This is a genomic window from Legionella sp. 39-23, from assembly GCF_001897665.1.
In the GTDB taxonomy this organism is placed as follows: Bacteria; Pseudomonadota; Gammaproteobacteria; order Legionellales; family Legionellaceae; genus Legionella; species Legionella steelei.
Window position 1 is genome coordinate 1 of record NZ_MKTO01000023.1, and the last position, 17,864, is coordinate 17,864.

Consider the following 17,864-nt stretch of genomic DNA (forward strand, 5'->3'; position numbering starts at 1 on the left):
ATTAATGACAGAGCGCGTGCAAGCGTGTTCAAAGATGTTTCAATTACCTAAATTTAAAATTGAAGCTTTACTCCATGGGGTTGTTGCATTAGATGACAATACCATGCAAAGAATTGCCGATGAGCTTGAAGTGAGCACGGACTGGTTATTTGGCGATGCAACTAAGGAAAAAACAAAACACTAAAGCATGTTCGCAAGGTGATGCCTTCCCTATATGTGTTTGGGTAATTCGTTGACAAAAAAAGTAGGCTGGGCTGATAAGCCTGAGGGAGTCTCAGGCTTATCAGCCCAGCCTACACATTGCCTTGCAATGTTACATCCTAATTACAATTCCCTTGAATAACACAGTTCACCAGGCTGCTTGCAAAGTGATAATTATTGTTTTCATCATGAATAATTTCCCAGTCGAAAACGCCTCCAAACCCTGGATAAGTTCGTGGGGGAATGTAGGTATCACAACTTGATGCGCTGGCGATTCCGGTGCGTAAGCATTGTATGGCGCGTTTGATTGTACCAATCACTGCGGCGGGTGAGCCATCACTTTGTCCTGAAGCGTTAGGTGCGGGATAACCCAAGACAACCTGCGATGGGGTTAAATAACTCATATAAGGTTGGAACCCAGTTTGCTGTCCTGAACGGGTGGTTGCAGGCCAATTTTCCAGTAAATCGGTAGCCATAGCTACTGACGCATTAGGACTACTTGTATTGTTGGGGTCATAACAAATGAGGTCTATTCCATACGTACACCCTGCGTTATACATTTGAATGCCGACCCATGCTAAAGATTGATGTGTTTGCATCACCAAAGAAGCATAATTTCCCCATGTTGCATCAAACCCTGAGGTAGCGGCAACATTCGCAGTTTGTGGTGCTAAAGTAAGAAGCAAATTAGGATGATTCGTATGCATTGTATTGATGATGTTGGCTAAAACAGCGATATCACCTGTAGGATTGCTAAAAGTTCCACCTGCATTCAGCCCACTTTCAATATCAAAATCAAACCCATCAAAATTATATTGAGTGACTAAGCTTTCTAATGAACTAAGAAATTTTTGTTCAAATGCAGTCGGTGAAGAGGCTGCTGATACTACTTGATGAAAATTTACCGTAGTATTTGCAATGCTTGATGATGCGCCACCTAAGGAGAGCAATACTTTAATGCCTGCGTTATGCAGTGACTGAATATAGCTTGCTGATACGGTATCGAATGCGGAGGTAATTTGACCGGGGTTTGTGGTGCTAAAGACTCCAAATGCCACGAGGATATGGGTATAGCCAGCATTAGCCAAATCAGTTGCAGATGGTGGCGTATCCCAACCGGGCAAGTAACCTATAATTCTGCCGCCAGTGCTTGTATTTTGGGTATACGTAATGGTTTCAGTAGCAGAGGAGGATACAGTTAAAGGTTGAGGAGAATAGCTTGTTGTATAACCATTTACTGATGTTGCGCTCACTGTATAGATCATTCCATCCGTTAAGCTCACATGAGTTGTTCCTGTTCCATTGCTTAGGGAAATGGTTTCATTGACCGGTGTGCTGTTATTGCTTGGCGTAAAGGTTACATTAATGGAAGAAAGAGAAGAGGGCGCTCCTGTTATGGTAACGGGAATACTGTCTTGAGCTACCTGTACGCAATTATAAGTGAGTTGCACTGTTGGTGCGGTAGGGGCTGCAACAGCTGAGGTTGGAGTAAACGTTGGAGTACAGTTGTATCCATTATATGCGATTACTGGTGTAGAAAAGGCATAGCTGACTCCATTTGCTAACTGACTAATCACGTTAGTTGTGCTCCAATTCACTTGGGCATTGGTTGCACTTTGAGTGTCTAGACGAGTTAAGGTCACGACTGGATTACCCGTATAACCAGATAATTGAGAGGGTAATGCGCCTAAGGCGAGATTGATATTCGCTGCGGTTTGCATTGCTGTATAGTTAATTGTAGAGGAAACAGTACTGCCTGCTGCAACTGTGAGGCTTGCAGGGTTTGCTACGCCTTGATACACGACACCGTTACTATCCGTTACATTAGTTGGTGAAACGGTATAAGTTCCGGCCGCCAGTCCAGATATCTGTTGTTGTCCAGACCAGGGAACCTGAACATTCACTGTTTGCCCATTTAAAGTTAAATTAACCACCGCATAAGTTTGGGTTACATTCGCAGGCTTCGCTGAAGCATTTATTAAATTGATGTTGCCAGTAGATACCGGGGAGTTTAAATAAACTAAGACACTATTGGCGATATAATCTGCAGCAGGCTCGCCATAAATAATAGTAAATGAACTTCCTACAGGAAGTTTACTATTGGCTCCAGGATAGGTAGGAAATTGTAAGGGGAGTGAGGCTAAATAGGTGCCTCCACTTTGAGGTTGTGATGTAATTTGTAAGGTATTGACTGGATAAGACAAAGGTGAAAAATTTCCCCAAAAAGTTGTCTCCAGATTGCTGCTATTAGAAAAAGTTATCGTTGAATTTTGAAAATCTACGCTTTGATTGCAATTGTTGGTTAGTTTCAACGAAACGGTTTTCCAGCTACTTGTACCTGTTGCGCTGAAACTGCCTGCGATACACGCAGTGGGTTGCGGGGCAACAATTGGTGTTTTGGCAAAGCCATCATTTAAGAAAAACATGCAACCGACTAATAGTCCTATTTTTTTCATAAATTCCCTTAATTTTCATTAGATTAGTGATTGGGGGCATTAACAATAAAGAGCTTTAGAGTTTAATGCAAGGAATTTTTCATAACAAAAAGCACAGCTAGAGCCATGCTTTTCTCATTGAATTATGCCTAAAAAACTTTAAATAGAAGCATCTTTATCTTTGATTTGTGGCCATTGCGCATCCGCTTTTTTAATGTTGCCTGGAATATCTTTTGCCCAAATATCCTGAATTTGTTTATTCAGATTAAGATAAAGTCGTTCATCAACAATTTTCCATGCTAAGGGATCGCTGATGACTTTATGACCCGAAGCAACACCGTAAGCACAGTAACCGCCATACGCAGGTAGATATTTTTCTGGATTTGCCGCAAATGCTTTTTTATTTTCCGTCGTTGCAAAAATGTAAGCAATGCCATGATACATTGCTACATGGTTCCCATTCCCATGCACGGGGCCACTTTTTTGTTGATAGGATACAAGATCATAACCTTGATTCCCAACAACACTGATTGAGTTATCTACAGCGGCTTTTGCAGACAAAGGTAATAAAAACAATAAAAAGAAAAAAGATAAAAAGCGTGAATGCAAAAAATTCATATTATTACTCCCTGTATTGAATTAACTAAAATGTATCGTCAGTCATTGTTCATTCGTTTCTGCTGCACATATTTTTTAATCATTACTTATGAAACCCATTATAATCCATAGCCAGTAATTGTGATTCTTTGCCATAGTTTTCCGAAAATGAGATCAGTTCAGATAGATTTTTTTCACACCAGCGAATTGCAGTAATTGTGGGTAACGTATCCTTATTTTTTTGCACAGACCATTGAGCATGTTCTAACAAGAGGCTGGCTGCATAGGTGCGAGCCAATGCATACGCTAGTTGCCGTGCACCAGTTTGTTGCTCCTCAATACTCATTTGAGGTATAGAGAGAATGTAGGTTTTTAGTTCGTGCATTGCGTGTTGGGTGTTCACTTTAGAATGAATGAGCTCCTTTTGGTTGATGTGGTTCAGCCGTTTCTGTATGTCGTCGAGAAAAAATATCGCCGCATTTTCTTTATGAATCGCGCGCAAGGCATCAAGACTGAGAATGTTAGTTGTTCCTTCCCATATGGAGAGCACTTGAGCATTTCTTAATAATTGTGGAAGGCCAGTATCTTCAATATAACCCGCTCCACCAAAAGCTTCTAAAGCTTCACTTACCAGGGCAATTGCTTGTTTTGCTGTATAAAGTTTTACTAGAGGGGTCAATAGTCTCAATATTGCCTGTTCCGCTTCTGTTGCTTCACCTAGTTCATCTTTGCCCAATAGTTCAATCGCATGAAAAACCAGATGGAATGCTGCAGTAAATTCTACTTGCATGCTTGCCAATGTTTCCAGATGGAGCACATGTTTTGACAAAGTGTGACCAAATGCGACACGCTTTGTTGCATAATCACGAGCAAGTGCGATCGCGCGGCGCATATAACCAACAGCACAACAGGCATTGTAGATGCGTGTGATATTAAATAGAGATGAAATCTTTTTAACTCCATCACCTGCTTCGCCAACGAGTAGCGCAGGGGCATTTTCCAGAGTTAATTCTGCTGTAGGTAGAGCACGAGTACCTAACTTGTCTTTTAGACGATTAATCCTAATTCCATTCAGCTTGCCCATTTGATCTCTAAGTTCTAGATAAAACAAACTTAAGCCTTTACTGCCTTCGGGGGCGCCCTCGATACGAGCAAGAGTCATGGCAATTTGGGATGTTGTGGCAGATGTAAACCATTTAACGCCACTGAGACGAAAATGGGAGCCATCTGGCCTCGCAATTGTTGATGTGCCACTGACATCAGAGCCACCCGTGCGTTCAGTCATCCATTGACCAGAGGTCCAAAAATAGCTGGGATCTGCAGAGGTTAAATGGGGAAACGCATGTTTTTTTAAGGATTCATCTGCATAAAGCTCCAATGCTCGCGCAGCACCATCAGTCATCGCGAGAGGGCATGAGTAAATTGCCGATGAAGGATGAAATAAATACAATTTAGCAAATTGATGTATACGTGATAATGCACCATGCTTGCGTTCATAACCTATAGCAATTAATTTTTCCTCTGCAGAGATTTTGTCGAGTTCTTTCCACGCATGAGATACTTCAATACGGTCAATGCGTTTACCCCAGGGATCATAGGGGATGTGTTGCGGTGGATAGGCTTCAGCTTCTTGCCCTAATTTATAGATGTCTTCAATTGTTCGTTGGCCGAGATGATATAGTTCAGGTTGAATTTCACTGAGCATGGAAGAAGGGAGCTTCCACTCCAGATACGTTTTTAGAACCCGATCATCATCATATTGATTACCTAAACGTGGGGGCGTTTGAAAAAAGTCACTCATCAATCTATTCCCTTAGATTTTTAAATTTGATCTATCTTAACCGGTCCAAAGATAGGGAGCAATCTAGGGTTAATCGAGCGAACGGTAAGCAGACTCTAAAACCTTTTAATTTTTAACAAGAAAATAAAAATAAATTTGAACTTTTCTCATAAATCTGACATGGTAATTGCGGCGTTTTAAAAATGAAGCACTGAAATGAGAAAGGAGTCTAAGGTGAGTAATTCACGTTTAATAAATAAGGAATTGGCAGTTGCTGTTGTAATGGCTCAATTTGTTGTTGGTTTACCAGCATTTGCAGGTGGTTTTCAGTTAAATGAGACCAGCCCAAGCTTGCAAGGTTCCGCAATGGCTGGTGCTGCAGCAGCGAATAATGATGTTTCCGCATTATTTAACAATCCGGCAACATTATCTACTTTGCTACAAAACCAGATATATGTTGGAGCAAGTGAGTTTATCCCACAAATCAGTATGTTTGATGGAGCAGCTACCCATACGTTTAATGTACCAGGCACGCCACCATCAACCATTTCTGGCGGTGTACAAGGAGATTCATCAGAACATAACATAAGTAATGCGGTGTTCATTCCGCAAGGTTATGTTGGGTGGCGTACTCCTCTTGATAAGTTAACATTGGGGCTAGCAGTTGTTGAGCCATTCTACTTATATAATAAATATTCAGAAGACTCCGTTTTACGCTATGCGTCTGTAAAGACCGAGATTAATTCGGTTGATATTAATCCTTCACTTGCCTACCAAGTGAATGAAAAACTGTCTGTAGGTGCTGGTTTTCAAGCCCAATATTTAAAAACAATTTTTTCTCACTTTGATGGAATCAACACTGGGGTTCCTCCTATTGATGCATTGATTGCAGCAACAGAACCAACTCATTTGAAGAGTGATGGCTGGGGTTATGGCTATACGGTCGGTGCTCTGTATCAACTGGATCAATTGACACGTATAGGGGTGAGTTATCGTTCAGAAATCTCTACCAAACTTAGTGGTCATGGTGAACAATATACGATTATTGGTGATATAGTTCCTTCACCTGCAACTACTTTTTTGTTCAATACTGAAACCTCGGTGAGCAATACTCTGAGAACGCCTGGGGTGCTAACTATTGGACTGGCTCGTGATATTAATCAGTGGACTCTTAAAGCAACAGCACAAGTGAACTTCTGGGATTATTTGGGTGATCTTGTTGTTTCTACCCCAGATGCTTTTGAGACCGTTTATGTTGTTCCAATGAAATGGCACAATACCTTCTTTGGTTCTTTAGGTGCTGATTATCGTTACAACTCTTCGTTGACTGTACGTGGAGGATTAGCCTGGGATCAATCGCCAATAAACGCTCAAAATCGTACTCCTCTGATTCCTGATTCAGATCAATATTGGTTAAATTTAGGATTGACTTACGCAGTAAACAGCCATTTCTCTATTGATGGGGCTTATTCACATATTTTCATTCATAAGCAATCTGTAAGCATCAACCAAGTCAATGAAGGAGTGCCCGGATTAGTAGCTCCTTTAGAAGCGAATCAGGTTAGTGCTGACTACAAAGGGACAAACAATATAGTATCAGTAGGCTTACGCTACAGCTGTTAAGTCATTATAAGGAGATAATTTAATGTTAGCCAAAATGAGAAAAAGGATATTACATGCCAAAACACAATTGACAGTGTTAGTTGGCGTGTTTTCTTTAGGTTGTGTGCTGTCCAATACTGCTCAAGCAGTTCCATTTAGTGAAATTAGCCAAGTGATATTCTTTGGTGATAGTTTAACGGATAGTGGTTTTAATAATACGTTTACGCTCGGTAATGGAATACCTGATAAAGCGCCTACGTTTACAACGTTTAATGGCTATACCTGGGCTCAGTATCTTGCGAATGATATCTTAGGTGTGCCTCTGCTACCCCCTGGCACTTTATTTCCATCACTTCAGGATATGATGACCAACAATACGACTCCTATTTTTGTTGATCCAACTCGTCCTCCAGCACCACCAGTTGTGCCACTTCATGGGTTTAATTATGCATGCGGAGGTGCTAGAACTGCAGCAGAGCCTGGCATCACTTTCTATTGGGCACCATCTGTGCAACGACAAGTTGCCAACTACTTAACTACTGCACCAAAAACACTGGATCCTAAAGCAATGTACTTCATTTGGTCCGGTGCGAATGACATGCTTTTTGGAATTCAGTCACAACTTAATCCAATTGAGTTCATGCAGTTGATCGACCAGACCACAACTCAAATTGTCCAGCAAGTTGAAGCGCTTAGTGCACGAGGTGCTAAAAGAATTGTAGTCTTGTCTTTGCCTAATATCGGAGTTACTCCATTCATAAGCGGATTGGCTGTAACAATAGGGGATCCAACGCTTCCTGCAAATATAAAAAATCTCAGTTTTATGTTTGACTCACTGCTCAACCAAAAACTGGGTGCTATTGCAAAGCGTTATAAGCGTCATGATGTTAAAATTTTATATTTTGATACTTATATGGCATTGGATAACCTAATCCTTAATGCAGAAGCAGGGGAACCTACGGTTGTCAGTGGGCAATCTTTTTTATTTGACAATGTTACAAGTCCTGTTTGTTCTGCTCCATTGGCTATTTTATGTCAACAAACTTCAAATAATTTCCTTTTTGCTGATTCTGTTCATCCTACTGATATGGCTCATCGCGCATTATCGTTGGAAGTGAAAAATCAAATCAGACAATGGGCATAATGTATCGCAGACCTTCTCCTATTACTGGGAGAAGGTACCTGCTAGTATGCTTCTCTCTTAACAAAAGTTATAGAACCATCTCCTGTCGCTTCTCTTCTTGTGCATCTGCTTTGGGTTCTTGTTGCGTACCGGCAAAAAAATCTTAATCTTGAGCGCGTTACCTCATAAAAAGGGAGCGCAGGTGTAGCTATCGCCGCATGAAGATGACATCCTTATATTTGAATCGAGTGTCCATTAATGATCTGTACGCTTTGAGGCTTTGCTTCGGAATAGTAGTCACGTTACACTGTATTTTTTAGTATGGGGTAATCAGCAGAGATGAAACTAAGAACACATAATCTTTTAACTTGGATTCCTCATCTTTTCTTGTTTTATAAAGAAAAGGTATTTCGAAAATTATTACCTATCACAATCGTTGTCACCATTTACGCAGTGATCATTGCTTGTTTTTTTGAAAATGCTACTCGCCATAATCTGGGGCAATTTCATTTGATTTTTAGCTTTATCCTAACCATAGTTATTGGTTTTAGGGTAAATGCTAGTTATGCTCGTTGGTGGGAGGGAAGAATTTTATGGGGATCAATTGTTAATAATTGTCGAAATTTAGGTTTAAAATTTGATGCTTTTATTGGTTTGCAAGAACATCCTGATTTTTATGAGTTGTTAAAAAAATTACCGGTTATTATCAAGGCTCATTTACGAAAAGACAGTAAAGAGATTCAAACTGAGCTGCTCTCTTTATGTATTCATGAATTTGAGGGCAAGCACCCGGTTCTTTTAGTAACTCAAAAAATGTATTGCCTGCTCAATCAACTACGTCAAGAAGATAAGTTACAGCTAGAGCAATACTTGGCTTTAGACACGCATATGGCCAATTTGATTGATATGACTGGGGGCTGTGAGCGAATCGCGAATACCCATGTGCCACCTGCTTTTGCCTTTTTTGTAAAACAAGCGTTACTGTTTTATACCATCATGTTCCCTTTTGGTTGGGTAGATACATTTGGATTTCTGGTTATCCCAATGATGGTCATGATTGTATATATTTTATTGGGTTTGGAAATATTATCTGAAGATCTGGAGGAACCTTTTGGTAAAGAGGATAACGATTTACCCTTAAATATTATTGCAAAAAATATTGTTAGAAATATAGATCAAATAGCTGAATCCTAGATAAAGTTAAGAATTTAGTATGTTGTGTTTCTGAGAGGGTAGTCTTGTATGCTCTTGAAAAATATCAATACTTAGGTTAATTTTTGATTCGTATAAGTTTGGCGGCATCAGCAAAAAGGTAAACTGCATGTATAATCATTAAGGCTGCAGATCCATCATGAGATAAGGAGATTCAAATGGTAAGTGAAAACACATCTGTTGGAGAACATTGCTACATACATCCAAATAAACGCATTTCTTGGACAGCTGTTTTAGCTGGTGCATTAACCGCATTGGGTCTTAGTTTCTTGTTGAATCTTTTCGGGGTTGCAATAGGACTTAGTGCTTTTAAAACCATGAGCAATGGCTCCATGCTAGCAGCAATAGCTGGTATGCTAGGAATAATTATAGGGGTGGTAATTTCTTCGCTTGTTGCAGGATATACTGCTGGCTATTTAGGACGTTTGTATTGTCCTGAACGTAATTTAGGCGTCATGTACGGTTTTATTACCTGGGTCATTGCATTAATTTTAGGAGCTATATTGATAGGGCTTTTGAGCCAATCTGTAGCAACCTATACTAATTCGATTTCTCGTACTGTAGTGGCGATGCCAGTCACAGTAAATCAAATTTCAACTCCAGTAGGTACTACCAAAATTTCTTCTGCAATGAAAAATGGCCAGAATGAGGCAGTAGTCGAAGTTAATGTAACACCTAGTAATCTTACTTCTGGGGCATTCATCATGTTCACGCTATTTTTCTTAGGCGCTATCTTCACGTGCGTTGGGGCAAGTTGGGGAATGCGTTGTCAAAGAGATGATGACCCATTATAAATGGAATTAGACGCAACCGCTTTTGCCTACATTATTCGGAATGTAGGCAAAAATTTCCAGATTAATTGCAGTTAAAATCATTAGGAAATACCACTGAAACACTATTATCTGGACCATTTAAAATGACTGGCCCTGCTTTTAAGACACATTGACCAATAATTGGTCCCTGGAACATAGAATGTAGCGGTGTTGTATATAAAGTTGCGCTGATGGTTAGAGGCGCTGGAGAACAAGGTATTTTATCTATGGATTGAGGTGCTTTTCCACCAAGCATGGTAAGCGATCTAGCAAACCCAAATTCATTAGTCACATTAAATGCAACATTTTGATCAAATTGCACTGGTGGGGTAGCAACGGCAACTTCTACTTTGCAGCTCAGATCTTCATTGGCATACACAGGAAGAAAAACAGAGCAACTGATAATAGATAATGTGGCTACAAGCGCTTTTTTCAACATAATAATTCCTCATCGGTTTGGGTTTATTTGGATCTAACAATGATGCGGCTCAATCCACATCTTTAGAAGACTCATCACTTCCTAATGAATACACTGATTTACCACATAATGATCAATAAATCCATAAACTTAGCAAGTTAACCATTAATAACCAGTCGGGAAAATGAATAAGTACTTACTCTAATTGGAAAGTTTTTTGAAACTGCTATATTAAGTAAAAAATGACAAAGCAGGCTGGGTTGTTAAATCCATGGTTTAAAAAAAACCAAAATATAAAAATTAAATACAAGGGAAATAATGGCTAGCAAAACCATTCTTAAAAGAAACCAATTTACTCGATTTATCCTGATGATTATTGGCGTGATTAGTATGGCTCATGCTTATGCATTTTTACCCAATGCCAGCAAGCAAATCCATACGATGCCGTCTCACGTGCAAGTTAAACCTGAACATAATCGAGAAATCATCGTGTTAATCCATGGTTTGATGCGTACATCCCTCAGTATGTGGCCATTAAAAAATTATTTGAAAAGACAAGGGTATGAAGTTTACTCTTACAGTTATCCATCGCACAAGTACAGTATTCAAGAGCATGGGCGTTTCTTAAATCAGTTTATTAAAAATTTATTAGAAAAAAATCCAGGTGCTCGAGTTAGTTTTATAACTCACAGTCTTGGAGGTATTATTACCCGGCAGGCATTATCAACCTGGTCACCAAAACAATTAAAAAAAATAGGTTGCCTCATCATGCTTGCCCCACCCAATCAGGGCTCAAAACTGGCGAAACTGTCTACCGAAATGCTCCCTATGTTTACTTTCCCAATAAAGCCATTGGCTGAATTGAGTTCTGAGCAAACATCGTATGTACATCACGTGCCTGTACCAAACATTAAAATTGGGATTATAGCCGGGCGCTATGATGCGAAAGTTCCTCCTGATTCGGCTCGCTTGCAAGGACAAAATGAACCAGTAGTTGTTAACTCCAATCATACCTTTATTATGAATAATACAACAACCAGACAATTAATTATGAGCTTTCTAAAAACAGGAACGTTTGCACAGGTGGCAGAGCGGTAATTCTAAAAAATTGTAGCCTGGATGCGTAGCGAAACCTGGGTTATGGCTTTGCCTTCACCCGGCCTACCATTTAATTTGATTTATTGTATTGGGACTTGAAGGCTACCAAATGGCCATTGCCATTTCTAAATCTTCTTCTTCGGTTTTTGTACCCCAATCATAATCTGTTCCTTCATCATAACCGCGAATCATCGAGCTCAATGTACGGATAACAACAATAAAAGGGTGAATGACCACACTGACTGCACTGAGTGCAAAACCCACCAAATCGTCAATAAGATTTATAGTGTGTCCAGGTAAACTAGGCCAAGACAAAGGATTTAAAAGACAAAAAGGTGTAATCAATACGCGTAATAAAAATGCAGTTAAATCATAGAGGGCACGTAATATATGGCAGAAAAAGCTTGTAATGGCATCGAGATGAAAACCGAAATTATAGTAAGGATAGAATTTGAACTCAGCATAAATTGCGGAGGCTGCAGTCGATGTTGCACTGAAAAAGGTAGTCAGAATAACTCTCCTGAGAAACAACAGAGCGCCATCTTATTCCATTTTTTATTATGACGCTACTTATTTGGCCTCTGTATTCAAGAGTATTGTTTTCTATTTGAAATAACTGGTTTTAAGAGGAAAATATGGGATGAAGTACCATTTTATGACCCCAAACGATGTGACATTGTCTGTGTTTCTGTAAAAATTAATTCAGTAATATTTTTACTTAAAAGATCGCGTACCGCTTGTTTTTTTTCTGCGGTAGACAGTTCTATATTAGAGAATAAATCTTGATATACTTCATGTTCATCGCTAAAAGAACCGAGACAAAAGCCATTGATTTCTCGAAGTTGCTGACATAAATAATTGAGTGTATCTCCTCGTTCATTGTTTGGCAGCACACTTAGAAATTCATTTTCAAGTTCGTCAGGTTGAGCATAGGTTGCCAACAGCAATAAAGTATCTAATACCTCAAGGCGGTTTATTTTTTCAGCTTCATTAGCAGTTTCCGAAAAAATACAGCGCATGGAATCAATAAACTCTTTTATCTTATTTTTCTCGAGCTCGATTTTTTTGAGTAGACGTTCATTCATTGTAGGCCCTCTCTGATTTAAAAATGCATTATATCGTATCAATTGCATGCTCCATAAAACTGATTTTAAAAAAACATCTGATCATTACATACCGTTTTTGTTTGAGATTGAGCATCAATTATTTGTTCGACGATTAAATCAATATCCTCGTGCATCAAACATTCCTTCTGAACCGCTTTCAAATTACCGAGATGACCATACAATAAAAGCATGTGCAATAGGGGCGTCTCAGTTTTATTTTCTTCAATTTTATTTTTTACCTGTTTTGGATCGAGAATTTTCATGACAATTCCGTTATTGCTCTTTTCAACAGTTAAACAGGGCATGCTATTTTCACCTTGCAATACAATTTTAAATCCGTAATCCATTACTGCAAATAATGAATCAATCTGGAATTCGGGGTGTTTTAATTTATCTAAAAAAAGTTGTTGATCACTTTTAGCACCTACATTAACTCGAGCTTTATTGAAAAAAGAGGCTAAATACAGCAAGGAACCTTTATTATGATTAATTGTGAGTGTTTTTTCTCCATGGGTATCGACGGTGGCAATTAAAGGAGGAGTTACTCCTCGTGCCACATTCGTATTGTAAAAATCTATGGTTATATTAGGCGCACAATAAACTAATAGATTGAGACTTGCTGTTTTATGCATATGGAGCAAGCTGGATGTATTGACATATCGACCTTTATCAGCAGAACCACTTTCTTCTTGTTTTGCTCTATCATAACAACGTTTAACCACTTGAGACATGTCATCCAAACAGGCACAGACTACGATGGAATTGTTATTTTTTTCCACTAAAGCTTTTTGTGATGATTTATAGGTCACTCCATCAATGAGTACATTCGGTCTTTTATCTTTCTGGGCATGCATACGCTCTTCAACAAGTTCACTAATCAAATAAGCACTGTCTTGAGTGCGGATAAAGGCTTGATCGGTTTCCTGTTTTTCAAATTCTTCTGTAAATGGCAGACAAATGCCTCGATAATCATCGGTAGCTAATGAGACATAATCTTTTCGGTCTTCTTTTTTAATATATTGACTGGAAATGGTACTCTTTCCACTTCCCGCAGGACCTAAAAAAACAAAGTCATGGTTATCCGTTAACGGATAAACCGTTTTTTTCTCCAGTTTATGTTTTTGAGCTAAAGCATCCAGATGGTCATCTAAAAACATGGACATCGTTTTGTTTACTACTTGTTTTTGAACTTTATTCCTTTCCATGACCAAACAGGATGCAAATTTAGATTCATATTCGGTGCTGCTTTTACTCACGGATGGGTATAATTGTGCCATTCGCTCATGAGCTCTTTGCACACAATGTTGATAACTGTCTGCTTGATATTCCTGAGTTCCTGGCCAAATTGCCATTAGTTCTAAGCAGTGCTCCTGTGATTCCATAATGCTATGGAATAATTGTTGTGCCAGTTGATTTACCTCTTCAGTATCCACTCGATAGTCGGTAATTAAGCGTGTCGCAATATGCAGCAGCAAAGCCGTTGGCAATCGGGGTACCAGAACATCGGTTAACCATTCTTCATGAGCTACGTTCGCATGTGTCAATTGCTCTTGGATGTCACCTTCCATAAAATTAGGTTGTAATATACGATTATAAGATTCCTGTAGTTTTCTCTCTCGAATGCTCCATCGATTAAAATCTTTCAGTGTCAAAACATACCTCATATTGAAATGAGTCACTGCTGCTTCTCTTACTTCGTTTAATCTTCCATGGACTAATTTGAATGTTCCTTCTGGAAGATCTGATTTTTCACTAGTTGGTTTAATGACCTCTACTTGCGGACGTAAGGTTTCTAATGACAGTATTTTATGACCCGCATGCATAGAGCGTCTGAGCCTGATGCTGTCTGCTTGTTTGGGGGCTGGTGGTGTCTCTATTGCTGGAGCTGACACTGCTTTATGAGAATGAAGAATATCAAGCAATGGTTTGTTGAGGGACAAACGAGTTGCCATCTGTTCTTGCCCGCGAACAGGGAGTTTCACTACTGGTTTGGAAGTTAAGGACTTGTCGTGCTTTTTATTATAAAACTCAATACCTGAAGCAATTACCTCTTTAGTAAATGCGCTGACGCCTTGAATTTCTCCGTCTAAATTACCCGGGATTACATCAAGTATTTCATTATTGCGATCATAAAGGATTGTCATCACATAATCATGAGGATTCACGTGCGTGTAAGCAATTTCACCTAACTTCGTTTTACCTACAAGTTCTGCAAAAGGTTGCGAATGGAATGATGTTTTACCGCGAACAATATAGAGAATTTTTACATCATTCATTCCACCAAATTTGATTGCAACATCAAATTTATCTGTAACAGAACGTGTTCCATCGACACCAGTAGCTGCCAAGGTAGAAGCGGTTCCGGCGCGAATTTCATGTTTTTTAACATTATTTTCTTGTCCAGCCAATAAATGACCGTCAGCGGAATATTCACCAGTACGCGTCATTTTCTTAGCAAAAACTACGGTTTCATTTAAAGAGTCAGTTAAATGGCCTCCTCTAAAGACAACAGGTGCCGGACTCATACTTAATTTATCATTTTGATAGCCCTGTACCGTATGATAATGATGAACATCATTTTTAAGATACGCTGTAAGGTTCTTTTTAAGCTGCTCTCTAAAAACAACAAAAGGGCTTAAAACAAGTCCTGACGGATCTGTTAAAAATGTATGCTCGCTTTTACCCTGTGCATCGCGAACTGAAACATAGTTTCTATCGTTCACTAATCCATTCACTAGATGCACCAAATTTAATTTCCAAATTTTGTCTTGCTCAACACTATCTGGCACATATTGAATTAATTTATCGCTAGATGAGTTAAAAAGAATTCTTTTGATAAAATGTTCAAAATTATCTGCTGTTGTAGGAAACGCATCTCCAGGCTTTAAAAGCGGGGTTTGTCTGTAGAATTCTTTAAGTACTTTTAAATGAATGATCAGTTGCGTTATTTTCTCATCTAATTCGTTGTCTTTTTCATGGGAATTGTCATCAAGGGCTGCGATTATCGCTGTAATTTTTTTCATTAAATCGCCGACCGCATCGATCTCTTTTTGACATTCCTCACTTAGTTCTGTTGGCGTTTTCATTTGTTTTAACCAGGCATCAAGCTCATGGTTATAGCGTTGGCAGGCTCCTAAAACCAATTGATCTTGTAAGCGCTCCAAATTTCCCTGACTTAACCACTGATAAAGATTAAATTGATATCCTTCATCTTTAACCAGATCAACCGCTGGTAAATGGGATAAAAATAAGCTTGTACCCACGTCACTTTCCAAAAAAGCAATGCCTTTATCTCTTAATGCTGCAGTATTATTAAGAGCAAGATCTCCGGTATGACCTCGTTGTGATGTAATTTTCAAAAGATTTGGCAAATGACTCTTTAACTCTTCTTCGGTGGTATTTGAGTCTAGGGTAAAATCCAATTCGCTGAAATTGATTGTTGCGCTGATTTCGTTTCCGGAGAGATCAATAACTGTATATTTCAGTGCGTTATCGAGCAACTCAACATACAAGGTATTGTTATTTAGTGGTCTTGACTTTGGAAATTGAAAACTCAAATTATAACTAATAGCTTGGTAAAAATTTAATAGTGTTTGACTATTAATTTCTTTTGGAATCTCTACTTGATTACTTTTTATTCTGTTTTGATTAAATTCAGCGGTAAGATATTGGGTAAATGATAAAAGGAATGATTCATATAATGGTTCATTTGCCATAAATGTAATGAATTGATAATAGTCATCCTCGTCTGTTATTTTTTTGAAATTGGGAAAGCTCTTGGATAATTTTTTTTGTGTATATAAAAATTGGGTAAATACGGCATCAAATTGTTCAAGACTGACAATTCCCGCTGCTTTTAAATGTTCTACGGTGAGTTCTACAGATTTGTGCACACCAAGATGTAATGCCAATTTTTGAAGAAATAAAGAGTAGCGTGGATTGCTTTGTAATTTCTCTATTACTCGCTGCAAGCGAGCCTCATTAAATGCCTCTATACCCATGCTCTGAATTACTTCATCTTGAATATCAACTTTCTGTTTTTGTGCATCTTGAAGAATAACGAGAGCAATTTCTGGAGCGATGTTATCCCATCGGTAAATAACGCCATCACTCGCTTGTTGTTGTGAGTAGCTGCTAGCAGAGAGGGCAATTGCCTGACGCAAAGTGCGATGAAATTCATACCGAGGCAGATCTGCATCAACCAACGAGTCGAAATTTATACGCTGCTTAGAGTATAATTTATGCATATTATCGCCAACATGTATAACTAATGTTCTATGGTTTATAGCATAGCATTATTAAGATTTTATTAATTGGAACCCTAATAACTCGCGATGAAGACGCAGCTGCTCTCCAAAATAGTGTGAGGAATGAATTCGAAATATATTAAGTGAAGCAGAATAAAGTTGGCTTATCAAACTCAATGACTTTAGGGACGCTCACCGGCACACATACATAGCGTGCTCTGATGTAATTGCTAGCCTCTAACTAGCAATACCGGGGTTTTGGAGATGCGAATGACTTCTTCGGCTACACTTCCTGTAAGGAGATGATGAATTCCGCGCCGACCATGGGTACCTATAACAATTAAGTTAGCAGACATGGCTGTTGCTTCATCAATAAGTTTTTCCGCAATTTGGGGTTTAGAAGGGATTAACTCAGAAAGTTTCATTTCAAATTCTACTTTCGAACGACTAAGTATTTTCTTCATTGCATTTAAAATACCCTGGCCTTGTTCTCTAGCTAATTCAACAAATGTGTCGCGATCGACATCACCTTCATAGAGGGTATCAATTATATGAATCACATGGAGCGTGGAGTTTTGACTCTTTGCAAGTTTAATCGCTTCTTTTAACGCTAAAGAGGATGCTTTAGTATCATCCACTGCTACCAAAATTTTTTTGTACATAGATGAGACTTCCTTGCCAATTAAATTATTTATCAATAATACCTAGTTTTGCCTGCTTGCAACAATACATTTCCATTCTATATATCAGGACGTTTAATCCAATTGATAAGCCATTTTCCTTCATTCGTGCGTTCAAGACAGACGATAGTTCCCGGGACAAAGGCAACAAGGGGGGTGTCTTCATCAAGCATGACAAGTTTACCAATCAATTTGCCTATAAAAGGCATGTGCCCCACCAACATCATGTTGTGTTGTTGCTGATTGATTTCCGTTACAATCGGATTAACATCATCTAAAGGCTCCAGACCTTGATGAAATTCTATCTGCTCGGAAAAGGCTAAATTGGTTGCCAGTATGGATGCAGTTTGTTCCGCTCTGCGTTTGCCGCTGTGGAGTAGACGAGCAATTCCTATTTTTTTATGACTAAGAAAATGGCTTAAATGCTCAATCTCAGTTGTTCCCTTTTGAGTCAGTGATTGCTGGGGATCAATTTCTTTTCCTAAACTTTCTCCATGCTGGACGAGATATATTTTCATGCTGGTTCCTTCCTAATTGATTAACTCCTAGCTTC

General features: G+C 38.9%; 15 protein-coding genes. 6 read left to right on the plus strand and 9 right to left on the minus strand.

Annotation, left to right across the window (positions count from 1 at the left end; translation table 11 throughout):
* On the plus strand, window positions 1–184 hold a 184-nt coding region (locus BGO44_RS09440), incomplete at its 5' end, for a hypothetical protein (protein WP_286823113.1).
* 136 nt (window positions 185–320) lie between these two features.
* Here BGO44_RS09440 and BGO44_RS09445 read toward each other — a convergent pair.
* The 3 genes from BGO44_RS09445 to BGO44_RS09455 all read right to left on the minus strand — a co-directional run bounded on the left by BGO44_RS09445 (window position 321) and on the right by BGO44_RS09455 (window position 5,034).
* Complete coding sequence (locus BGO44_RS09445; RefSeq protein ID WP_273197164.1) at window positions 321–2,657, minus strand: glycosyl hydrolase family 18 protein; 2,337 nt, start codon at window positions 2,655–2,657, stop codon at window positions 321–323.
* A gap of 138 nt (window positions 2,658–2,795) precedes the next feature.
* A complete protein-coding gene (locus tag BGO44_RS09450) occupies window positions 2,796–3,254 on the minus strand; it encodes a YHS domain-containing (seleno)protein (protein WP_273197162.1) in 459 nt (152 codons plus the stop codon).
* 82 nt (window positions 3,255–3,336) lie between these two features.
* Window positions 3,337–5,034 carry an acyl-CoA dehydrogenase family protein gene (locus BGO44_RS09455; RefSeq protein ID WP_273197159.1) on the minus strand — a complete coding sequence of 566 codons (1,698 nt, stop codon included), beginning with the start codon at window positions 5,032–5,034 and terminating at the stop codon, window positions 3,337–3,339.
* 213 nt (window positions 5,035–5,247) lie between these two features.
* Here BGO44_RS09455 and BGO44_RS09460 point away from each other — a divergent pair, with 213 nt between their 5' ends.
* The 4 genes from BGO44_RS09460 to BGO44_RS09475 all read left to right on the plus strand — a co-directional run bounded on the left by BGO44_RS09460 (window position 5,248) and on the right by BGO44_RS09475 (window position 9,744).
* Complete coding sequence (locus tag BGO44_RS09460; protein ID WP_058511091.1) at window positions 5,248–6,636, plus strand: OmpP1/FadL family transporter; 1,389 nt, start codon at window positions 5,248–5,250, stop codon at window positions 6,634–6,636.
* A gap of 22 nt (window positions 6,637–6,658) precedes the next feature.
* On the plus strand, window positions 6,659–7,759 hold the full coding sequence (locus BGO44_RS09465) for an SGNH/GDSL hydrolase family protein (RefSeq protein ID WP_058511090.1): 1,101 nt from the start codon (window positions 6,659–6,661) through the stop codon (window positions 7,757–7,759).
* Window positions 7,760–8,077: 318 nt separating this feature from the next.
* The gene (locus tag BGO44_RS09470) at window positions 8,078–8,932 is read left to right on the plus strand and encodes a bestrophin family protein (protein ID WP_058511089.1); all 855 of its coding nucleotides are present in this window, start codon (window positions 8,078–8,080) and stop codon (window positions 8,930–8,932) included.
* Window positions 8,933–9,108: 176 nt separating this feature from the next.
* Entirely contained in the window at window positions 9,109–9,744 is a 636-nt protein-coding gene (locus BGO44_RS09475; protein WP_058511088.1) for a hypothetical protein, read from the plus strand.
* A 61-nt stretch (window positions 9,745–9,805) separates the two neighbouring features.
* Here the strand turns inward: BGO44_RS09475 and BGO44_RS09480 are convergent, their stop codons facing one another.
* Window positions 9,806–10,201 carry a hypothetical protein gene (locus BGO44_RS09480; RefSeq protein WP_058511087.1) on the minus strand — a complete coding sequence of 132 codons (396 nt, stop codon included), beginning with the start codon at window positions 10,199–10,201 and terminating at the stop codon, window positions 9,806–9,808.
* A gap of 297 nt (window positions 10,202–10,498) precedes the next feature.
* Between BGO44_RS09480 and BGO44_RS09485 the strand changes: the two genes are divergently transcribed.
* On the plus strand, window positions 10,499–11,278 hold the full coding sequence (locus tag BGO44_RS09485) for an esterase/lipase family protein (RefSeq protein ID WP_058511086.1): 780 nt from the start codon (window positions 10,499–10,501) through the stop codon (window positions 11,276–11,278).
* A 102-nt stretch (window positions 11,279–11,380) separates the two neighbouring features.
* Here the strand turns inward: BGO44_RS09485 and BGO44_RS09490 are convergent, their stop codons facing one another.
* From BGO44_RS09490 to sixA, 5 genes are all read right to left on the minus strand, one after another.
* Window positions 11,381–11,809: a hypothetical protein gene (locus BGO44_RS09490; RefSeq protein WP_237760475.1), complete on the minus strand. Its 429-nt coding sequence runs from the start codon at window positions 11,807–11,809 to the stop codon at window positions 11,381–11,383.
* 122 nt (window positions 11,810–11,931) lie between these two features.
* Entirely contained in the window at window positions 11,932–12,411 is a 480-nt protein-coding gene (locus BGO44_RS09495; protein WP_237760474.1) for a hypothetical protein, read from the minus strand.
* 17 nt (window positions 12,412–12,428) lie between these two features.
* Complete coding sequence (locus BGO44_RS09500; protein WP_273197156.1) at window positions 12,429–16,631, minus strand: DEAD/DEAH box helicase family protein; 4,203 nt, start codon at window positions 16,629–16,631, stop codon at window positions 12,429–12,431.
* Window positions 16,632–16,861: 230 nt separating this feature from the next.
* Window positions 16,862–17,293 carry a universal stress protein gene (locus BGO44_RS09505; protein ID WP_058511084.1) on the minus strand — a complete coding sequence of 144 codons (432 nt, stop codon included), beginning with the start codon at window positions 17,291–17,293 and terminating at the stop codon, window positions 16,862–16,864.
* 77 nt (window positions 17,294–17,370) lie between these two features.
* On the minus strand, window positions 17,371–17,829 hold the full coding sequence (gene sixA, locus BGO44_RS09510) for a phosphohistidine phosphatase SixA (RefSeq protein ID WP_058511083.1): 459 nt from the start codon (window positions 17,827–17,829) through the stop codon (window positions 17,371–17,373).
* Window positions 17,830–17,864: the final 35 nt, after the last annotated feature.

What these genes read in the sequence shown, in the direction of transcription:
- BGO44_RS09445 (WP_273197164.1), bottom strand. Translation starts at nt 2,657, where the DNA reads ATGAAAAAAATAGGACTATTAGTCGGTTGCATGTTTTTCTTAAATGAT.
- BGO44_RS09450 (WP_273197162.1), bottom strand. Translation starts at nt 3,254, where the DNA reads ATGAATTTTTTGCATTCACGCTTTTTATCTTTTTTCTTTTTATTGTTT.
- BGO44_RS09455 (WP_273197159.1), bottom strand. Translation starts at nt 5,034, where the DNA reads ATGAGTGACTTTTTTCAAACGCCCCCACGTTTAGGTAATCAATATGAT.
- BGO44_RS09465 (WP_058511090.1), top strand. Translation starts at nt 6,659, where the DNA reads ATGTTAGCCAAAATGAGAAAAAGGATATTACATGCCAAAACACAATTG.
- BGO44_RS09470 (WP_058511089.1), top strand. Translation starts at nt 8,078, where the DNA reads ATGAAACTAAGAACACATAATCTTTTAACTTGGATTCCTCATCTTTTC.
- BGO44_RS09475 (WP_058511088.1), top strand. Translation starts at nt 9,109, where the DNA reads ATGGTAAGTGAAAACACATCTGTTGGAGAACATTGCTACATACATCCA.
- BGO44_RS09480 (WP_058511087.1), bottom strand. Translation starts at nt 10,201, where the DNA reads ATGTTGAAAAAAGCGCTTGTAGCCACATTATCTATTATCAGTTGCTCT.
- BGO44_RS09485 (WP_058511086.1), top strand. Translation starts at nt 10,499, where the DNA reads ATGGCTAGCAAAACCATTCTTAAAAGAAACCAATTTACTCGATTTATC.
- BGO44_RS09495 (WP_237760474.1), bottom strand. Translation starts at nt 12,411, where the DNA reads ATGCAATTGATACGATATAATGCATTTTTAAATCAGAGAGGGCCTACA.
- BGO44_RS09500 (WP_273197156.1), bottom strand. Translation starts at nt 16,631, where the DNA reads ATGCATAAATTATACTCTAAGCAGCGTATAAATTTCGACTCGTTGGTT.
- BGO44_RS09505 (WP_058511084.1), bottom strand. Translation starts at nt 17,293, where the DNA reads ATGTACAAAAAAATTTTGGTAGCAGTGGATGATACTAAAGCATCCTCT.
- sixA (WP_058511083.1), bottom strand. Translation starts at nt 17,829, where the DNA reads ATGAAAATATATCTCGTCCAGCATGGAGAAAGTTTAGGAAAAGAAATT.